Origin of the sequence: Aeromonas sp. Y311-2 (assembly GCF_027706025.1) — a bacterium.
In the GTDB taxonomy this organism is placed as follows: domain Bacteria; phylum Pseudomonadota; class Gammaproteobacteria; order Enterobacterales; family Aeromonadaceae; genus Aeromonas; species Aeromonas veronii.
Map to the genome: position 1 here is coordinate 133429 of NZ_JAPDCL010000002.1, position 18660 is coordinate 152088.

Here is an 18660-nt window from a genome sequence, read left to right on the forward strand (position 1 = left end):
TCAGTCCCATCGCCATCTCCAGCAGAAAGGGGCCGTCAATTGACGGCCCCTTTCTTGTATCGCTATCACGCCAAGCACCGTTAGCCGCTCTGGCAGAGACGCCCTAGAAAGGCGAGCTGCTCTCATCGCTCTCCTGTAAAAACTGCTCCAGCTCGGCCTGATAGGCCGCATCAGGTTGACCGCTGCTGGCTGGGGTTACGGCGGCAGGACGAGCCACGGGAGGGGCGGTGAGGGTCTCCATCACCCGCTGCTGCAGATAGGGGTAGAAGGGGTTGGAAGAGGTGCGAGTAAGGGCGCCGGGGTTGACGATCAGCACGCCGCGCTCGCCGCGCAGGGCCAGACCGCCGAGATTGATGCCGTATTGCTCCCGCTGCTCCGGGCGCGCTGCCATGCCATAGAGGGGATCGTCCATCGGGAAGGGGAGCGCCACATGGGAGAGGGAGTAGATCTCCTTGGGATAATCGATACCCAGCGGGCGGAGCTGCTCAGGCTGGTCTGCGCTGGCCAGCGTTCTGGCCTGCGTCGCGGGGGAGATGGGCTCGACATTGCCCACCACGGTGAGGCGATAGTGCCCGGGGGCGTTTGGCAGCAAGCGGTGCAGCGCCAGCTCGGAGGCCGAGCTCATCAGCGGGCCAAACAGGGTGCTGCGGTTGATATCAAACAGCACCAGTTCGCTGCCGTTAGCCGGCAGGTAGTGGTAGAGATCGGCAATGATGGAGCGGGTGCTGACGGTGTAGTCCATCACCGACTGGAAGGTGAGGGCGGGGGGAAATGCCGCCAGCTCGCCACCGGCGGCCAGCTGGCGCACCTGCTGCTGGATGGCGTGAGTCAGGCGGTAGGACTGGCTCGCCCCGTTGACCGGGAACGAGTTGTACTTGAACGGGTTGAACTCCGGCATGGTGTCGAGCCAGGCGGCGTTGGCAAAGGCGGGCAGCAGGGCAGGTACGGCCTTTAGCCCGGCGAAGCGGGCAAAGCGGGTCACCCCGATCATCGGGGAGATCAGCACCAGCCGATCCGGTTTTGCCAGCGTGCCGCTCGGGTCGGCCAGCGCATCGAGCGCATATTTTACCGCCAGCGCGCCGCCGTTGGAAAAGCCCACGAGATGCAGCGGCCGCTTGCCCGGTGCCAGCAATCTGGCCTCCCGCACCGCCAGTCGGGTGGCGGCCAGCCAGGTCTCCCAATCCACATCCACGAGGCCAGCGGGCACGGTGCCGTGGCCGGGGATCCTCAGCCCCAGCGCGATAAAGCCCTGCTGCTGATAGCGTCTGGCCAGATGGCGCAGGCTGTAGGGCGAGTCGGTCAGGCCGTGCAGCAGCACCGCCACCCCTTTGACTTCCCCCTCGGGGCGCAGCAGGTAGGAGCGGTTCCAGTTCTGCTGAAAGCGGGCGGGATTGATGGGGGCGTCCTGATAGTAGCGATTGCTGGCCAGTTGCTGCTCCGGCGGCGTTTTGGCGACTACCTCGGTGGCCACCAGCTCGAACAGCTCTGCCTCGCGGGCCAGATAGGCTTGCCAGTCGCTGCTGTCGAGCTCATCGGCACTGAGTTCGGGGGGCACCACTGTATGCCACAGCTGCAGCGGCGCTGCCTGCCAGGCGAAGTAGGCGATCACCGCCCATGCGGTCAGCAACAGCAGCAACAGGGTCAGCAGAGCACGGCGAACAAGGCGGCGAGTGTGAGCCAGCATGGTGCAATCCTTGGCGATAGGGGTGGGGCCGCCTCTGGGCGGGCGAGTTTGGCGCAGCACATTGGGCGCAGCCAACCGGCTTAAAGCCTAATGGAAACAAGGTGATATGTATAGTTGATGGCGTTCGGCCACGCTGGTCGTTGGCACCAGACCCCGCCGTTGGCATCAGGCTGGTTGTTCAAAGGCTGCATCGCGGGCCATCTGGCGGCGTGAACTTGTTCGCAGATGCCCGCTTGGGCGCTGCGACCTTGCAACTATCTGCCCCTGAAAGGGGGCAATTATGCTACTGTAGCGGCGTTTTTTGATGGATAAGCTGGCATTGGCCTTTTTTGAAGATGGAATGGTATGCAGAACTTTGACGTAGTGAATTGGCTGATGCAGCAAACAGCCTCCCCGGCGCAGCCGGAACAGGCGATGGCACAACCGGGCGCGGCCCAGAACCTGTGGCAGGTGCCCCATGCTGGCTAACGAATCCATGCGCCTGAACAAATACATCAGCGAGAGCGGCATCTGCTCGCGCCGCGAGGCCGACCGCTTTATCGAGCAGGGCCACGTCTTTATCAACGGCAAGCGGGCCGGGATCGGCGATCAGGTGCAGGTTGGCGATCTGGTCAAGGTGAACGGTCAGGTGATCGAGCCGCGCGAGGCGGACAGTCTGGTGCTGATCGCCCTCAACAAGCCGGTGGGCATCGTCAGTACCACAGAGGCGGGCGAGAAGGACAATATCGTCGATTTCGTCAACCACAGCACCCGGGTCTTCCCCATCGGGCGGCTCGACAAGGATTCGCAGGGGCTGATTTTCCTCACCAACCACGGCGATCTGGTCAACAAGATCCTGCGGGCGGGCAACGATCACGAGAAAGAGTATCTGGTGACCGTCGACAAGCCGGTGACCGACGAGTTTGTGCGCGGCATGGCGGCCGGGGTGCCGATCCTGGGTACTGTGACCAAGAAGTGCAAGGTGAAGAAAGAGGCGCCGTTTGTCTTTCGCATCACCCTGGTGCAGGGGCTTAACCGCCAGATCCGCCGCATGTGCGAGCACTTCGGTTTTGAAGTGACCAAGCTGGAGCGCATCCGCATCATGAACGTTAGCCTCAAGGGGCTGCCGGTAGGCGAGTGGCGCGATCTCACCGACGACGAGCTGATCGATCTGTTCAAGCTGATTGAGGACTCCTCCTCCGAGGTGAAACCGGCCAAAGGCGACAAACCCAAGGTTGCCAAGGCCCCTGCGGCGCAAGGCGCCAAACCGGGGCAGGGCAAGAAGCCGCGCCGCGATGACGATCACGAGATTGGCGGGCGTCCCAATGTGCCGGGCCCGGAAGCCTTCGAGAAGAAGCTGCCGGTGGGCAAGGGTGGCGCGGGCAAAGGTGCCGCCAACAAGGGCAGTGCTGGCAAAGGGGCACCCAAGGGTGGTAAACCGGCCGCTGGCAAGCCGCGCACCGCTAACACCGGACGGCAGAAGAAGGGGCGCTGAGTTGCTCCCCTGAGCGGCGTCAGCCTACCTTGTCATCCCCAACACACCGGCCTCAGGCCGGTGTGTTGCTTTGGGCCGCAGAGCTGGTTGGGAGAGGTGCCGAAAGGGATGGCTCGCTGGCGGTCGGTAACCCCATGACTCGGGGGTAGTGGCGCGGGTCGAGGCGCACTACCAGCAGGCTCATCAGCAGCAAGCCCCCCAGTTGCCACTGCCAGGCGGCCGCAAAGTCGCCCACACAGTGATAGAGCCGCGCCGCCACCCAGGGGCCGGTGGCTGCCAGCATAAAGCCGAAGCCCTGCATCAGGGCGCTCAGGGTTCCGGCGCGGCGCGGGTCTGGCAGGTGATCGAGCGCAATCACCATGATGAGCGAAAAACTGCCGCCAAGACCGGCACCGCACAGCATGCACCAGAGAATGGGAGCAATGGCTGGCGCCAGCCAGAGACCGCCAAATCCCGCCAGCTGCATGGCAATTGCCAGCGCCATCCATGGCCGCCGATCCATCTTGCGGGCGGCCAGCAGCGGCAGGCCGAGGCCGCTCGCCGTCTGCGCCAGTGCCAGCCAGGCGACCAGTTCGCCCGCCTGCGCGGGGCTCCATCCCTGCGCCATATAGGCGGGGGCCAGCCAGGCCACTACGATGCCGTAGCCGCTGTTGATGATGCCAAAGCAGACGATCAGCAACCAGCTGCGGGGCAGGGTGATCAGCCGCTGCTCGCCGTGGGGGATTGCGACCGCGGCGGCCCGTGGCAGACGCACTTTCCACCCTAGCCAGACGAGGGCCAGCAGCACCGGCAGGCTCCAGAGTGCCAGTGCCTGCGACCAGTCGAGGCTCGCCGCCAGCCGTGGCGTGAGACTGGCCCCCAGCGCCCCGCCCCCCATCATGCAGGCGGAGAAGATCCCCATCACCAGCGGCACCTTGCGGGCGAAGGCCTGCTTGATCAGCGCGGGCAGCACTCCCTGCACCAGTGCCGACCCCAATCCACAAAGCGCCGCGCTGGCGATCAGCAAGGCACCGCTTTGGGCATCGAAGCGCATAGCGCTGCCAATGCCGAGTAGCAGCAGGGCGGCCCCCAGCAGTTGGCACGCACTGGCGCGCCGACGCAGGCTGGGGGTGAGCAGCACGCCAATCCCGATCAGCCAGAGCGGCAACAGGGTAAGCCAGGCGAGGGTGTCCATCCCCAGCGACAGACGCTGGTCAATGGCTTGGGCCAGCGGGCCGATGGCGGTAAGAAAGGGGCGCAGGTTCAGGCCAATCAGGATCACCAGCACCAGCAGGGCAGTCTGGCCTGCGGGATGATCCGCATTTCGTTGATTCATCGGGTGCTGTTTCCGGTTCTGGGAGAAACAGGGGGCATTCGGGACGCGGAGTCATCGGGGCTGAACATGGCAGATCACCGTCAAAGGAGGCAAAAGCGCCAGCCTAGCGGGGGCGAAAGTCATTTGGAAATTAAATGATAGAATGGGGTTCAGTGGTTTTGTAAATGGAGTATCCCATGCTGGATCCCCTGTTACTGCGCAGTTTTGTCGCCATTATCGACACCGGCAGCTTTACCCGCGCCGGTGAACGGGTCCATCTGACCCAATCCACCATCAGCCAGCAGATCCGCCGCCTTGAGCAGCAGCTCGGCTGCCCGCTGCTGGATCGCGCTGGCCGTCAGGTGGTGGCGACGGCGGAGGGGGAAAAATTGCTGGGGCTGGCCCGCCGCATTCTGGCGCTGCTGGCGCAGGCAGAAGAACAAGTGACGGAAGGGAGCGTGTCCCTTAGCCTCGGGGTGCCGGAGGATTTTGCCGCGGGCGCCATCACCCCGGTGCTGGCCGCCTTTGCCCGCGACTACCCCGAGGTGCGGCTGGAGGTGGAGAGCGGCCTGAGCCACCACATCTGGCAGCGCTTCGAGGCGGGGGAGCTGGATCTGGCGCTGGTCAAGCAGACGCGCGGGCAGGGGGCACCCCTCGCCAGCTGGCATGAGCCGCTGGTGTGGGTCGACAGTCGCGACTGGCCCGCACGGGAACGGGATCCGCTGCCGCTGGTGGTGTTCCCGAGCGAAGGGCTCTATCGGCGCCAGATGACCGAGGCGCTCGATGGTCTGGGGCGGCGTTGGCGCATTGCCTATGTCAGCGCTAGTCTCGCCAGCTTGCAGGGGGCGGTGAGTGCGGGCATTGGCGTGAGCTTGCTACCCAAACGGCTGATGCCCGCCGATCAGCTGGCCCTGACCCAGTGGCCCAGGGTGGCGCCGGTGGAGCTGGCCCTCCATGCCGGGGTAAGCGGGAGCGAACCGCTCACCCGCTTGAGTTCGGCCCTGATCGCCCTCTGTGACGAGGTGATGGGGCCGCAGTGAGTGGCTATGTGGTGAAAAACTTCTGTGGGGAAAAACTGACGTCGGCAAGATAAGGCAGAAAAAGTGCGGGGAGGGATCAGTGATCCTTCCCCTCCGCCAGCTTGCGCTCGTAGTCATTTTTTACGATGGCCAGCGCCGCCAGCACCAGCTCGGGGGCCAGCTCATTGGTTTCCAGCAGTTCAATCAGATCCACCGCGAGTTTTACCTCGGGCGGGGCAGTTTCCAGTGACATGGGCAGAGTTCCGGTTGCGGGAAGAGGGGGGATTATACAGGGGCGCCGCCGTTGGCCGAAAGCGCCCGCTCTGTCGGGCTGTGAGGCATCAGGGTCAGAGGTGCTGGCGCATCTCCTTGTCGATCTCCTCGCGCAGGGCGATGAGCTTTTTGGCGTACTGCTGCAACTGCAGATCGCTCTCGCTCACCGGCTGCCACTGAGGCACCGGGGTCGGTTTGCCCTGCTCATCCATCGCCACGAAGATGATGATGCAGTGGGTGGTCTTGTGGCGCTCGCTCTCGGTGGGATGGCGGCTGTAGACATCCACCGCCAGATGCATGCTGGTGGTGCCGGTGTGGATCACCTGGGCGTGCACCTCGACCAGCTGGCCAATCTGGATGGGGCGCAAAAAGCGGATCCCCCCCACATAGACGGTCACCGCATAGCCGCCGCACCAGCCCGCGGCGCAGGCATAGCCCGCCTGATCGATCCACTTCATCACCATGCCGCCATGCACTTTGCCGCCGAAATTGACGTCAGAGGGTTCGGCCAGAAATTGCAGGGTCAGTTCGCGATTGGGCACAGTCACATCCTTATTGCCTGAAGAGTTTCCCTGAGCTTTGCCCCATCGGCCTGCCCGGTCAAGGGTTCATCCCCGATTCAGGGGGGCGGGGTCACTATCTGGCTCTATTCATCCCGATTTCACTTTTTTGACCCGCAGGAGTGACACCATGAAACAGATGCTGGAACAGTTGCTGGGGGCTGGCAAAGGCTGGCTCAACGAAGGCGGAGACAAGCGCAAGGGGCAGATGCAGGGGGCGCTGGCCGGTGGTGCGCTCGGTCTGCTGCTGGGAAACAAGAAGATGCGCAAATATGGCGGCAAGGCCGCGGCCGTGGGCGGCGCTGCGGCCCTCGGCGGACTGGCCTACAAGCTCTATCAGGATTGGCAGGCCCAGCAGGCGGCGCCCGCCCAGCCGACCTATCCCGTCAGCACTCTGGAAGGTAATGCGCTGGATGCCCGTTCGGCTCTCTTGGTGCGCGCCATGGTGGCCGCAGCCCGGGCCGACGGCCATATCGATGGCGCCGAGCGCCAGAAGATTCAGGAGTACCTGACCGAACAGGGCCAGAGCGATGCCGCCCGCTGGATTGACGCCGAACTGGCCCGTCCCCTCGACCCCCACGCGCTGGCGCGGGAAGTGACCGATATGGAGCTGGCCACCGAGGTCTATCTTGCCTCCCTGCTTGCCATCGAGGTGGATCACTTTATGGAACGCGGCTATCTCGATGAGCTGGCACGCGCCCTCAAGCTCGATGACAACCTCAAAGGAAGCATTGAGCGGCAGGTGGCCCAGCTTAACGCCCCCGCCTGATACCCTCACCGCCATGGATTGCCGATAACGCCCCGTTCAAGGGGCGTTGTTGTTTCTGCGCTTTGGCGATCACCCCTCTGTTGCCAGCTGCCGGTTTATAAGACCTGCAAGCTGGTGGAGCGCCTGCTCCAGCTGCTCGCTCCAGGGATGGGAGCTGTTGAGGCGCAGGCAGTGGTTGTGTTGCCCCTGACTGGAGAAGAGGGCGCCGGGGGCGATGGAGAAGCCGCAGTCGAGCGCCATGGCGTGGAGGGCGCGGCTGTCGAGGCGGGGCGGAAACTCCAGCCAGAGAAAGTAGCCGCCATCGGGGGAGGAGATCCGCACCTCGCCCGGCAGCAGTCGCTGCAGCGCAGCCCGCATCTGCTGCTGGCGCTGGGCCAGGGTGTGGCGCAGGCGGCGAAAGTGGGCATCGACCCCGCCCTGACGCAGCATCTCGGCCAGCGCCAGCTGGCTCGGCACATTGGTGGAGAGGGTGGACATCAGTTGCAGCCGCTGGATCCGCTCGGCATGGGGCCCCGCCACCACCCAGCCGACCCGAAAGCCCGGCGCCAGACACTTGGAGAAGGAGCTGCAGAGCAGGCTGTCACCGCGCTGATCCCAGTGCTTGATGGGCTTGGGGCGCTCACGGCCGAAGTAGACCTCGGCATAAACGTCATCCTCCACCAGCGGCACCTTGTGGGCGTTGAGCAGCGCCATCAGCCCCTGTTTGTGCGCATCGGGCATGGTGTGGCCCAGCGGGTGCTGCACATTGCCCATCAGCCAGCACGCCTTGATCGGCATCTGGTTGAGGGCGTCTTCCAACAGCGCCAGATCGATGCCCACCCCCGGGATCACCGGGATCTCCACCGCCTTGAGTTTCAGCCGCTCGATGGCCTGCAGGGCGCCATAGAAGGTGGGGGACTCTACCACCACCCAGTCACCGGGCTCGGTCAGCACCTGCAGACTGAGGGAGAGCGCCTCCATGGCGCCGGTGGTGATGATGATCTCCTGCGGGTTGATGGCGACCCCGTCGCTGGCGTAGCGCTGGGCGATGGCGCGGCGCAGCGCCTCGTTGCCGGGGGGCAGGTCGGCCACCGTGCTGAAGGGGTCGAGCCTGCGCATGCAGCTGGCCAGCGCCCGCCCGAGCTGGGGATGGGGGAACAGGGTCGGGTCGGCCACCGACATGCCAAGGGGCACCAGCGCCCGCGATTTGCTCGCCTGCAACACCTCGAACACCAGATCGTTGATATCCACCGAGCCGCTGTAGTGGGTCTGGCTCGGGGTGTGGCGCGCCACCTTTGGCGAGGCGGCCTTGACGTAGTAACCGGACTGGGGACGGGCGAGGATCCGCCCCTGACTCTCCAGCAACTGATAGGCCTGCAGCACCGTCATGGGGCTGAGGTTGTGGGTCTTGCAGCTCTGGCGGATGGAGGGGATGCGCTCCCCCGGTTGCCAGATGCCGTCATCGATCTCGCGGCTCAGGCGTTCGGCCAGTTGTTGGTAAAGAGGCATGATCTGGATCAACTGTTATAGGTGCTATTCACTATAACTGCATCTGTTATAGGTGTCATGACCCGTGGTGTACTTGTCCTGCATGAAACGTGCAAGGCAAATACAACAAAAGAGAGTGACGCATGATCAATCCAGATGACGTGGTCAGCCTGTCGCGCCTGCAATTTGGCGCCACGGCCCTGTTCCACTTCCTGTTTGTCCCCCTCACCCTGGGGCTGTCCTGGATCCTGGTGATCGCCGAGTCGGCCTATGTGATGACCGGCAAGGTGATCTATCAGGACATCACCCGCTTCTGGGGCAAACTGTTTGGCATCAACTTCGTCATGGGGGTCACCACGGGGATCACCATGGAGTTCCAGTTCGGCACCAACTGGGCCTATTACTCCCACTATGTGGGGGACATCTTCGGTACCCCGCTGGCCATCGAGGGGCTGATGGCCTTCTTCCTCGAATCGACCCTGGTGGGACTCTTCTTCTTTGGTTGGGACAAGCTCTCCCGCGGCAAGCACCTGCTGGTGACCATGCTGGTGGCGCTCGGCTCCAACCTCTCGGCGCTCTGGATCCTGATCGGCAACGGCTGGATGCAAAACCCGGTGGGGGCCGAGTTCAACCTGCTGACCCAGCGGATGGAGCTGGTGGATATCGCCGCCGTGCTGCTCAACCCGGTGGCGCAGGTGAAGTTTGTTCACACCGTTGCGGCGGGCTATGTGGCCGCCTCCATGTTTGTGATGGGGGTGAGCAGCTGGTATCTGCTGCGCAAGACCGAGGTGCAGTTCGCCCTGCGCTCTTTTGCCATCGCCTCCGGCTTCGGGCTGGCCGCCATCCTCTCGGTCATCGTGCTCGGGGATGAGTCTGGCTATCGCACCGGCGAGGTGCAGAAGGTGAAGCTTGCCGCCATCGAGGCGGAGTGGCACACCGAGCCGGCACCTGCCTCCTTCACCCTGTTCGGCTTCCCGGATCAGCAGGGGGAGACCACCCACGCCGCCATCAAGATCCCGTATCTGATGGGGATCATCGCCACTCGATCCCTCGATGAGGCGGTGACCGGCATCAAGGATCTCAAGGTGCAGCACGAGGCGCGCATTCGCAGCGGCATGGTGGCGTCCGGAGCGCTCGAACAGATCCGCGCCGGCAACGATTCGGCCGAAAACCGGGCGCTGTTTGCCAAGCACGGCAAGGATCTCGGCTACGGTCTGCTGCTCACCCCCTATGCCAGCAATATCGCCAAGGCGGGGGAGGCGGAGATTGCCAAAGCGGTAGAGGACTCCATCCCGCAGGTGGCGCCGCTCTTCTTCGGTTTTCGCCTGATGGTGGGGCTCGGCGTCGCGATGCTGGGGCTGATGGTGGTGAGCTTTATCCAGCTCTGCCGCAACAGGCTGCAGAGCTCGCCACGCCTGCTCAAGACCCTGCTCTGGAGCATTCCGCTGCCCTGGATTGCCATCGAGGCGGGCTGGTTTGTGGCCGAGTTTGGTCGCCAGCCCTGGACCATCAGCGACGTGCTGCCGGTGTCGGCCTCGGTCTCCCTGCTTACCCCGGGCCAGCTCTGGTTCAGCCTTATCGCCATCTGCTCCATCTACACCCTGCTGCTGGTGGTGGAGCTGTTCCTGCTGCGCCGGGTGATCCGCAAGGGGCCCGCCATTCTCCATACCGGCCGCTACAGCGGTGAACAATCCGAACTTGCGAGGATCGCCTGATGGATTACGCAACTCTGAAACTCATCTGGTGGGCGCTGCTGCTCTTCATGATGGTCGGCTTTATCGTGATGGATGGCTTCGATCTCGGCATCGCCATGCTGCTGCCGGTGGTGTCGAAAGATGACGACGACCGCCGTCTGGTGATCAACAGCGTGGGACCGGTGTGGGAGGGCAATCAGGTGTGGCTGATTGCCGGTGCCGGAGCCCTGTTCGCCGCCTGGCCGCTGGTTTATGCCGCCGCTTTCTCGGGGCTCTACATCCCCATGGTGGTGCTGCTGCTCGGGCTCTTTCTGCGTCCGGTCGGTTTTGACTATCGCAGCAAGCTGGCCGATCCGGTGTGGCGCCGCTGGTGGGATCGGGCACTGGTGGCGGGTGGCCTGATACCGGCGCTCATCCTCGGTGCGGCTATCGGTCTGGTGATGGAGGGGCTGCCGTTTCGCTTCGACACGGCGCTGCGTCTGCACTATGGCGCGTTCGACTTCCACTGGGGCTGGTTGCTCTCGGTGCTGGCCACTGCCATCTGCCTGTTGCTGCTGCACGGCGCCGGTTTTCTGCAAGCCAAGGTGACCGGCACCCCTGCGCTGCGCGCACGGGGGATCGCCATCCTGCTGGCCCCGCTGGTGACCCTCTGCTATCTGCTGGCTGGCTGGCATCTGGTGGATCTGCAAGGGTTTCAGCTGACCGGTGTCGGCACACAACCTTTTGACCCAAATGCTGCCATCAGCCCGCTGATGAAGGGGGTGATCCCCCACGCCGGTGGCTGGCTGCGCAACTATTTTGACTATCCGCTGCTGTGGCTGGTGCCGATCATCGGGGCGCTGGCGCCGCTGGTGAGCGGGATTGCCTCCTGGCTGGAGCGGGGCCGAATTGCGCTGCTGGCCAGCGCCATCGCCTGCGCCGCCATGCTCTGCTCGGTGGCCATCGCCCTGTTCCCCTTCGTGCTGCCCTCATCCCTCGATGCGGTCAGCAGCCTGACCCTGTGGGACAGCACCTCCAGCTACAAAACCCTGGCCATCATGTTCGGCCTCGTGCTGGTGCTGATGCCGGTCAACCTGGGCTACACCGGCTGGGTCTATCGGGTGGTACGCGGCAAGCTCGACCGTGCCCGCATCAAGCGCGACAGCCATCAACTCTACTGACCTCAAGGGATCTGCTATGTGGTACTTCACCTGGATTTTGGGCCTCGGATTCGCCCTGCTGCTGGGCTTGTGCAACCTGCTCTGGCTGGAAGCGCGCTGGCAGGCGGACGAACGGGACGGTAACTGACGGCGGGGGCTCGCGCCCCGCCACGGCCGGCGGTTGGTGTTCACTCGTCGCCATCGGCCCCTCTCTCCCCCTCTTTAAACGACACAAACGACACACTTTCAACCGACAACCAACCGACAGGTAATTGTGATGAAACAGAGATTGAAAGCGGTGGCGCTGGCCATCGGGTGCGCGCTCACCGTCGCCCCGGCCTGTGCCGAACCGGTACAACTGACGCCACTGGATAAAACCTTCACCCTGCAGGTGCTCGGCAGTGGTGGCCCCATCTCCGACGACCTGCGTGCCTCCTCCAGCGAGGTGATCTGGTGGAAGGGGAAGTCCCGCATCCTGATCGATGCCGGTGGCGGCGTCTACCTGCGCTTCGGCCAGGCGGGGGTCAAGCTCGAAGAGGTCGACTTTATCGGCATCACCCACTTTCACACCGACCATGTGACCGACCTGCCCGCCCTGCTCAAGGGGGCCTACTTCTTCGAGCGCAGCGATCCGCTGGATCTGGCGGGGCCAGAGGCCGGCTCGGCCTTCCCCAGCATGAGCGGCTACTTTGATGCCCTCTTCAACAAAGACAAGGGCGCTTATGCCTACCTGAGCGGCTTCAAGGATGGCACCGATGGCCTCTTCCCCATCACTCTCCATGATGTGCCCTACCAGAGCCCGCAGCCTCACACCGTCTATCAGCAGGATGGGCTGACCATCACGGCGCTCGGCATCCCTCACGGTGACGTGCCCTGTCTGGCCTATCGCATCGAGAGCGCTGAGGGGACCATCGTTATCTCGGCGGATCAGAACGGCAGCAACCCGGCCTTTGTGCCGTTTGCCAAGGGGGCCGACATTCTGGTGATGCCGCTCGCCATCCACGAAGGGGCCGATCCGGTCTCCGCCTCGCTCCATGCCAAGCCATCTGTGGTGGCCAAAATTGCCGCCGAGGTGAACCCCAAGCTGCTGGTGCTCAACCACTGGATGGGGGTTGGCCTCAATCACAAGAAAGAGGCGATGGCCATCGTCAAACAGCAGTTCCACGGCCAGATCGTGGCCGCCCGCGATCTCTCCAGCTATCCCGTTTCATCCGTCAAGGAGTCCGCTCATGAGTAACTCAAGCAGCAACAAAACCACCGGCAAACTGACCCTCTCCATCGCCATGACCAGCCTGATTGCCCTGACCCCGGGACTTGCGCTGGCGGCCACCCCGAGCGATGCGCCGGTGAAAGCCGCCCCCAGCGAACAGCACGGCGGCAAGTGTGCGGCGGGCAAGTGCGGCACCGAGAAGCGCTTTGAAAAGCAGGCCCTCGACAGCGATCCGCAGGGGCGGCTGGTGCGCGCCCGCGACGGCAAGTGTGGCGTGGCGGGCGAGGGGATTGATGGCGACAAATCCAGAAACGGCAGCAAGATGACGGAGGGGGTATGCGGCCAATAAGCTCCCGCAGTCGGGGGATCGGATTGCGCCAGGAGCATCTGGATGCGCTCTGCTCCGGCCCCGTCCGCCCCGGCATCGATTTTCTCGAGCTGGCGCCGGAGAACTGGATGGCCATCGGCGGTGCCAGGCGGGCGCAGCTGCACCGGATCGCCGAGCGTTACCCGCTGGTGGCCCACGGCCTCAGCCTCTCCCTCGGCGATTGCCAACCCCTCAATCGCACCCTGCTCGGCCAGATCCGCACCTTTCTGGATGAGTTCGGCATCGAGATCTACAGCGAGCACCTGAGCTTTTCCCGCGACCAGCAGGGTTATCTCTACGAGCTCTTACCGGTGCCGCGCCAGTGGGAGAACATCCCCTATCTGGCCGAGCGGATCGCGCAGGTGCAGGAGGCGCTGGCCCGCCCGCTGGTGCTGGAAAATATCTCCTACTACCACGGCTATGACCACGAGATGCCGGAGGAGGATTTTCTCGCCGAGCTGGTGGCGCGCAGCGGCTGCGAGCTGCTGCTCGATATCAACAACGTCTTTGTGAACAGCCGCAACCACGGTTACTGCCCCAAGCGGATGATCGCCGGGCTGCCGGGCAGTGCGATCCGTTACTTCCATATCGCCGGTCATCTGGAAGAGGCGGACGGCACCTTGCTGGATACCCATGGCAAACCGGTGTGCGAGGAGGTGGTGGCGCTGGCCCGTTATACGGTTCAGACCCACGGCCTGCGCCCCCTGCTGCTGGAGCGGGATCACCATCTGCCACCGCTGGCAGAGCTGGAGGCCGAGCTGGCGCGGGTGCACGGCGCCTGTTGCGAGGCGATCGACCATCAGGTGCGGGAGGTGCGCTATGGATAGACGGTTATCCCTGATCACTGCGCCCAAAACGGCGCCGCAGCGGATGCAGCAGCAGACCGCCTGGCTGGCGAGCCGGGTGCGGCTGCCGCAGGATGGCATCGCCAGCCACTATGCCCGCAGCGTGCGCGCCAATGTGGAGTCGGTGCTGGAGAGTGCCTTTCCGCTCACCCACGCTCACTGGGCGCCGGTGGACAGATGGCAACTGGTGGAGGGCTTTGTCATCGCACACGGCGCCGAGGCCCCCGAGTTTCACCATATCGCCACCGAGTTTGTCCGCTATGTGCAGCATCGCCACAGTGAGGGCTCTCTCAACTGGCCCAGGCAGCGGCTGGCGCTGCTGGAGTACGAGTGGGCCTGCCTCTGTGTCGAGATTGATGAAGGGGTGGTGCCGCAAGTGTTGCCGGGGGAGGAGGTAACGGCGGAGAGTTCGTTTACGCTCAATCCCACCCTGCAACTGCTTGAGCTCCCCTTTGCCATTCGTCGCAGCGGCGTGGTGCCGACCCGGCAGGGCAGCCACTTCTATGGCCTGTTTCGCAGCCCGGATCATCAGGTGGTGACCCAGCGCTTGCGCGAATGGGATGTGGCCCTGATCCAGCTGCTGCAACAGCAGCCGGGGAGCACCCAAGCCGCGTTCCAGCAACAGGTGCAACAGGTTCGCAGTGATTTTGATCTGAGCGAGTGGGCGCGCCATTTTTACCGGCTGGGTCTGCTGACCTTGTCCGTTGGCGAGCGCCAGCCTGGCACTCCCTTGCCCCCATTTAGCAAACACCAAGGAGAATTCCCATGAACAACACCCTTATCCAGTGGTACGAGCGGGCGGTAGCCCAGTGCAAGCGGCTCGATTTTCTGGCCCTGCTGGCCATTCGTCTCTATCTCATTCCGGTCATCTATGTGGGGGCCCACTCCAAGGTGATGGGCTTTGCCGGCACGGTCGCCTGGTTTGGCGCGCCGGTCTCGGAAGGGGGGCTCAACCTGCCGTTCCCGACCCTGCTCGCCTTTCTGGCGGCCGGTACCGAGGTGCTGGGTTGCATCTGCATCGCCCTTGGCCTCTTTACCCGCATCATGGCCATTCCCACCATCTTCCTGATGAGCGTGGCGAGTGCCATGGTGCACTGGAAGCACGGCTGGGATGCCATCGCCACCGGCAGCATGGAGGCTACCTTGCGCCTCAACGGCTTTATCGAGTGGCTGGCGGCGAACTTCCCCGGTCGTTACAACTACATCACCGAGCTCGGGGATCCCGTGATGCTCAACAACGGGATGGAGTTTGCCGCCACCTACTTCGTGATGCTACTGGTGCTGCTGGTTTACGGCGGGGGCCGCTACGTCAGCCTCGACTACTGGCTCAAGCGGGCCGTGACCGGCAAAGCAGGCGTGCAACAGGCGGCATAAGACCCGCTAACGGATAACAAAAACCATAACGACAGAGCGTGAAAAACAGCGAGCGGCCGGGTGCCTCTCGCTGTTTTTGTGCTTTGGGGGGCGTCAGCTGTTACTGGTAGCGGCCGACTGCGATGGGGGACTCCTGTTCAATCTGGCCAAGGCGCTCGGCCCACTGGGCGAGCCAGGCTTCCCGCTCTTCTTGCGAGACCCGCACCGGGGCATAGCAGATATGGGGGCGCAGCACGTCGAAGCCGACAAATTGCAGGATCCCGCGCTGGATGGGGCGCAGCACCCCGTCGATATCGCCGTTGAAGCCGTCGGGCAGATAAGTCTCGGCAGGGCCGCCGGTGGTGAGGCTCAGCAGCGCCCGCTTGCCGCGAAACTTGCCGCTCTCGTAGATATGGCCCTGACCGTAGACCCGCCCCATGGCAAAGACTCTATCCACCCACCCCTTGAGAATGGCTGGCAGGCCAAACCACCAGAGCGGGAACTGGAAGATCAGCAGATCGGCCGCCTCCAGCTTTTGCATCTCCTGCTCCAGTTGCGGGGCAAAGCTGCCCTGCTCGGTGGCAGCCAGCTCTTCAAGCTGCAGCTTGAGAAAATCGGGATCGCTGGCGGCAGTGAAGTTGCGCCGATCCGAGACGGGATCAAAGCCCATGGCATAGAGATCGCTGGTCATCACGGTGTGGCCCGCCTGCTCCAGCGCCCTGATGGCGTGGCAGAAGAGGGCACCGTTGAAGCTTTTGGGTTCGGGATGGGCATAGACAATAAGCACCTTCATAACAGACTCCGTGGCAAATGATGCGAGGGTGACAGGCTTGGTTGCTGAAACAGTTGCCGGGTTAACGCTGTGTCACAGCATAGAAGCCTGCCGCGCCGATTGCAGCAGGCGCCACGCCCTTGCGTGACGCCTGCTGGCGCAGCCTATGCCTGACAGGCGGCGAGCCGGAGGGCTTCGCGTCGCTCGCTGACATGGGTCAGCCCGTAGGCCAGCAGCACGATAAGGGCGCCGATCCAGGGTGTGTGCATCAGGCCGAGGTGCTCTACCACAAAACCACCAACCACGGAGCCGAGCGCAATGCCGACGTTGAAGGCGGCAATATTGAGGCCCGATGCCACATCCACCGCCTTGGGGGTGTGCAGTTCGGCCTGCTTCACCACCAGCACCTGCAGACCCGGCACGTTGCCGAAGGCAAAGGCGCCCCACACCAGCACGGTGAACACGGCCAGCACCGGATGGGGGGCGGTGAAGGTGAGGGCCAGCAGCACCAGCGCCAGACCGGCAAACAGCAGTTTCAGTGCGGGCAATGGGCCCATCTTGTCGGCCAGCTTGCCGCCCCAGATATTGCCGACGGCAACCGATACCCCGTACACCAGCAGGATCAGGCTCACCGCACCGGCGCTAAAGCCACTCACCTGCTGCAGGATGGGGGCGAGGAAGGTAAACGCCGTGAAGGCGCCGCCATAACCGAGGGCGGTCTTGGCGTAGACCAGCAGCAGCGGCTTTTTGGTCAGTACCGAGAGTTGCTCGCGAATGGTCGAGGCTGCCCCCTTGGGCAGGTTGCTCGGGATCAGCAGCAGGCTACCCACCATGGCGACCAGACCCAGCAGGCTCACCACCAGAAAGGTTTCACGCCAGCCAAAGACCTGACCAATCCAGGTGCCGAGCGGTACGCCGGTTACCAGCGCCACGGTAAGGCCGCTGAACATGATAGCGATGGCGCTCGCCGCCTTCTCTTTGGCCACAAGACCCGTGGCGATGGTGCTGCCCACCGAGAAGAAGACCCCGTGCGCCAATCCGGTCAGGATGCGGGCGACGATCAGGCTTTCGTAACCGGGGGCCTGCCAGGCCAGCAGGTTGCCGGCGGTAAAGAGTGCCATCAGTCCCACCAGCAGCCACTTGCGCGGCACCTTGCCAGTCAGCGCCGTGAGCACGGGGGCGCCGATGGCTACCCCAAGGGCATAGAGGCTGACCAGCAGGCCCGCGGAGGGGAGCGAGACATTGAGCTGCTGGGCTATGGTGGGGATAAGCCCCACAATCACAAATTCGGTGGTGCCTATCGCAAAGGCACTTAAGGTAAGGGCAAATAACGCCAGTGGCATAACAACTCCTTGGTTAGGGACTCCCGACGGGAGAATGGCGCCAGTATGCCGATGGGTTTTGTTGGCAAAAATGACGGTGACATCAAATTACTTTTGCCAAATAAGCAGCAATAACGCTGAGTGGGAGGGGATTGTGTTGCCCGCGGCGTGAGCGCAACGCAGTGATCTGCCTCGCAGAACGGGATGAACGCTGCTCCTTTTCTGAGCTTGCTTAAGCTCCAGTACAAGCTGGCCGCCATAGGATTTTCCCTGTGAAACCCGTGTGTTGAACCCATGCGCGCCGGTGTTGTGATGGCCGTGCGCTTTCATCTACAGGCAATAGACAGGCAACATCCAGCTGACAGGTAACATGATGACATTGAATCGACTCTCCTCTCTTTTGCTGCTGTGCGGCGCCTTTGCGGTACAGGCTGGCCAGAGCGATCCCCTCTCTGCCTGGAATGACACGGCGGCCAAGCAGGCGATCACCCGCTGGGTAACCAATGCCACCGATCAGCAGCAGCCCACTTATATTCCGCCAGAGAAGCGCCATGTGGTGTTTGACAATGACGGCACCCTCTGGCCGGAAGCGCCCATGACTTATCAGCTGCAGTTTGCGATGGACGAGATCAAGCGCCTGGCGCCGGAACACCCGGAGTGGAAGGCCGACCCCATCGTCGCGGCAGTGCTGAACAACGACCTCAAGGCCGTGGCCAAATCGGGGGAGAAGGGGCTCGCCAAGCTGGTGGGACTGACCCACAGCGGCATGACCACCACCGAGTTTGCCGAGCGGGTCACTCGCTGGGTCAACAGCAGCAAGGATCCCCGTTTTGGCTGCCACTATGATCAGCTCGGTTATCTGCCGATGAAGCAGCTGCTGGGGTATCTGCGGGATAATGGCTTCCAGACCTGGATTGTCTCTGGCGGCGGCGTCGATTTTATGCGGGTGATGTCCGAGCAGATGTATGGCATCCCGCCCCAGCAGGTGATTGGCTCCTTTACCCTCGGCGAGTTTGCCCTGACCGGGCAGGGCAGCGAGATCCGCAAGACCATGAACGGCGCCTATTTCGATGACAGCAAGGCGAAACCGGCCGCCATTCACCTCTTTATGGGGCAGCGTCCGGTCGGCGCCTTTGGCAACAGCGATGGCGACGTGCCCATGCTGCAATACACCTCGACCAACCCGGATTACCACACTTTCGGCCTGCTGGTGCACCATACCGATGCCAAGCGCGAATACGCCTACGACAGCCATCCTCCTGCCAGTGGCAAACTGATCGATGGGCTGGCGCAGGCAAAAGCACGGGGTTGGGTGGTGGTCGATATGAAATCAGACTGGAAGCAAGTGTTCGATCCCGCCCTTTGCCAGAACGCGCCCTGATTGCGGGGCTGCATCTGGCATCAATATGGCGGCTGGA

General features: G+C 63.4%; 20 protein-coding genes. 13 read left to right on the plus strand and 7 right to left on the minus strand.

Annotated features, from left to right (window positions below; translation table 11 throughout):
* Positions 1-103 precede the first annotated feature (103 nt).
* On the minus strand, positions 104-1684 hold the full coding sequence (locus OKC42_RS02605) for an alpha/beta hydrolase (protein ID WP_199428430.1): 1581 nt from the start codon (positions 1682-1684) through the stop codon (positions 104-106).
* A 345-nt stretch (positions 1685-2029) separates the two neighbouring features.
* Between OKC42_RS02605 and OKC42_RS02610 the strand changes: the two genes are divergently transcribed.
* Complete coding sequence (locus tag OKC42_RS02610) at positions 2030-2152, plus strand: hypothetical protein (RefSeq protein ID WP_258721269.1); 123 nt, start codon at positions 2030-2032, stop codon at positions 2150-2152.
* Positions 2142-3158 carry a 23S rRNA pseudouridine(2604) synthase RluF gene (gene rluF / locus OKC42_RS02615; protein WP_199428429.1) on the plus strand — a complete coding sequence of 339 codons (1017 nt, stop codon included), beginning with the start codon at positions 2142-2144 and terminating at the stop codon, positions 3156-3158. The genes OKC42_RS02610 and rluF overlap by 11 nt, the downstream gene beginning before the upstream one ends.
* 52 nt (positions 3159-3210) lie before the next feature.
* On the opposite strand, the gene OKC42_RS02620 is transcribed toward rluF, so the two are convergent.
* On the minus strand, positions 3211-4473 hold the full coding sequence (locus tag OKC42_RS02620; protein ID WP_199428428.1) for a cyanate transporter: 1263 nt from the start codon (positions 4471-4473) through the stop codon (positions 3211-3213).
* Between the two features lie 176 nt (positions 4474-4649).
* Here OKC42_RS02620 and OKC42_RS02625 point away from each other — a divergent pair, with 176 nt between their 5' ends.
* The gene (locus tag OKC42_RS02625) at positions 4650-5492 is read left to right on the plus strand and encodes a LysR family transcriptional regulator (RefSeq protein WP_199428427.1); all 843 of its coding nucleotides are present in this window, start codon (positions 4650-4652) and stop codon (positions 5490-5492) included.
* A 76-nt stretch (positions 5493-5568) separates the two neighbouring features.
* On the opposite strand, the gene rsmS is transcribed toward OKC42_RS02625, so the two are convergent.
* Together rsmS and OKC42_RS02635 are read right to left on the minus strand one after the other, a co-directional pair.
* Positions 5569-5724: a pleiotropic regulatory protein RsmS gene (gene rsmS / locus OKC42_RS02630; protein ID WP_005337582.1), complete on the minus strand. Its 156-nt coding sequence runs from the start codon at positions 5722-5724 to the stop codon at positions 5569-5571.
* A gap of 94 nt (positions 5725-5818) precedes the next feature.
* On the minus strand, positions 5819-6286 hold the full coding sequence (locus tag OKC42_RS02635; protein ID WP_111899541.1) for an acyl-CoA thioesterase: 468 nt from the start codon (positions 6284-6286) through the stop codon (positions 5819-5821).
* Between the two features lie 148 nt (positions 6287-6434).
* Between OKC42_RS02635 and OKC42_RS02640 the strand changes: the two genes are divergently transcribed.
* Positions 6435-7073, plus strand: coding sequence for a tellurite resistance TerB family protein (locus OKC42_RS02640; protein ID WP_199428426.1), 639 nt, complete (start codon positions 6435-6437; stop codon positions 7071-7073).
* Positions 7074-7142: 69 nt separating this feature from the next.
* Here OKC42_RS02640 and OKC42_RS02645 read toward each other — a convergent pair whose 3' ends face one another.
* On the minus strand, positions 7143-8561 hold the full coding sequence (locus tag OKC42_RS02645) for an aminotransferase-like domain-containing protein (RefSeq protein WP_199428425.1): 1419 nt from the start codon (positions 8559-8561) through the stop codon (positions 7143-7145).
* Between the two features lie 122 nt (positions 8562-8683).
* Between OKC42_RS02645 and OKC42_RS02650 the strand changes: the two genes are divergently transcribed.
* The 8 genes from OKC42_RS02650 (at position 8684) to OKC42_RS02685 (ending at position 15169) form a co-directional block, all read left to right on the plus strand.
* Complete coding sequence (locus OKC42_RS02650) at positions 8684-10255, plus strand: cytochrome ubiquinol oxidase subunit I (protein WP_201941732.1); 1572 nt, start codon at positions 8684-8686, stop codon at positions 10253-10255.
* The gene (cydB, locus tag OKC42_RS02655) at positions 10255-11394 is read left to right on the plus strand and encodes a cytochrome d ubiquinol oxidase subunit II (RefSeq protein WP_199428423.1); all 1140 of its coding nucleotides are present in this window, start codon (positions 10255-10257) and stop codon (positions 11392-11394) included. Before OKC42_RS02650 ends, cydB begins: the two co-directional genes overlap by 1 nt.
* Before the next feature lie 16 nt (positions 11395-11410).
* A complete protein-coding gene (gene cydX, locus OKC42_RS02660) occupies positions 11411-11521 on the plus strand; it encodes a cytochrome bd-I oxidase subunit CydX (protein WP_005337572.1) in 111 nt (36 codons plus the stop codon).
* 129 nt (positions 11522-11650) lie between these two features.
* On the plus strand, positions 11651-12610 hold the full coding sequence (locus OKC42_RS02665) for an MBL fold metallo-hydrolase (RefSeq protein ID WP_199428422.1): 960 nt from the start codon (positions 11651-11653) through the stop codon (positions 12608-12610).
* Entirely contained in the window at positions 12603-12932 is a 330-nt protein-coding gene (locus OKC42_RS02670) for a hypothetical protein (RefSeq protein ID WP_199428421.1), read from the plus strand. The genes OKC42_RS02665 and OKC42_RS02670 overlap by 8 nt, the downstream gene beginning before the upstream one ends.
* On the plus strand, positions 12920-13777 hold the full coding sequence (locus OKC42_RS02675; protein ID WP_199428420.1) for a DUF692 domain-containing protein: 858 nt from the start codon (positions 12920-12922) through the stop codon (positions 13775-13777). The genes OKC42_RS02670 and OKC42_RS02675 overlap by 13 nt, the downstream gene beginning before the upstream one ends.
* Positions 13770-14564, plus strand: a complete 795-nt coding sequence (locus tag OKC42_RS02680; RefSeq protein ID WP_199428419.1) for an HvfC/BufC family peptide modification chaperone — start codon at positions 13770-13772, stop codon at positions 14562-14564. The genes OKC42_RS02675 and OKC42_RS02680 overlap by 8 nt, the downstream gene beginning before the upstream one ends.
* Entirely contained in the window at positions 14561-15169 is a 609-nt protein-coding gene (locus tag OKC42_RS02685; RefSeq protein ID WP_064338242.1) for an HvfX family Cu-binding RiPP maturation protein, read from the plus strand. Before OKC42_RS02680 ends, OKC42_RS02685 begins: the two co-directional genes overlap by 4 nt.
* A 100-nt stretch (positions 15170-15269) precedes the next feature.
* Here OKC42_RS02685 and OKC42_RS02690 read toward each other — a convergent pair whose 3' ends face one another.
* Together OKC42_RS02690 and OKC42_RS02695 are read right to left on the minus strand one after the other, a co-directional pair.
* Complete coding sequence (locus OKC42_RS02690) at positions 15270-15941, minus strand: NAD(P)H-dependent oxidoreductase (protein WP_005359664.1); 672 nt, start codon at positions 15939-15941, stop codon at positions 15270-15272.
* A gap of 143 nt (positions 15942-16084) precedes the next feature.
* Entirely contained in the window at positions 16085-17263 is a 1179-nt protein-coding gene (locus OKC42_RS02695; RefSeq protein WP_201941726.1) for an MFS transporter, read from the minus strand.
* 349 nt (positions 17264-17612) lie between these two features.
* Here OKC42_RS02695 and OKC42_RS02700 point away from each other — a divergent pair, with 349 nt between their 5' ends.
* Entirely contained in the window at positions 17613-18623 is a 1011-nt protein-coding gene (locus tag OKC42_RS02700) for an HAD family hydrolase (RefSeq protein WP_270819036.1), read from the plus strand.
* Positions 18624-18660: the final 37 nt, after the last annotated feature.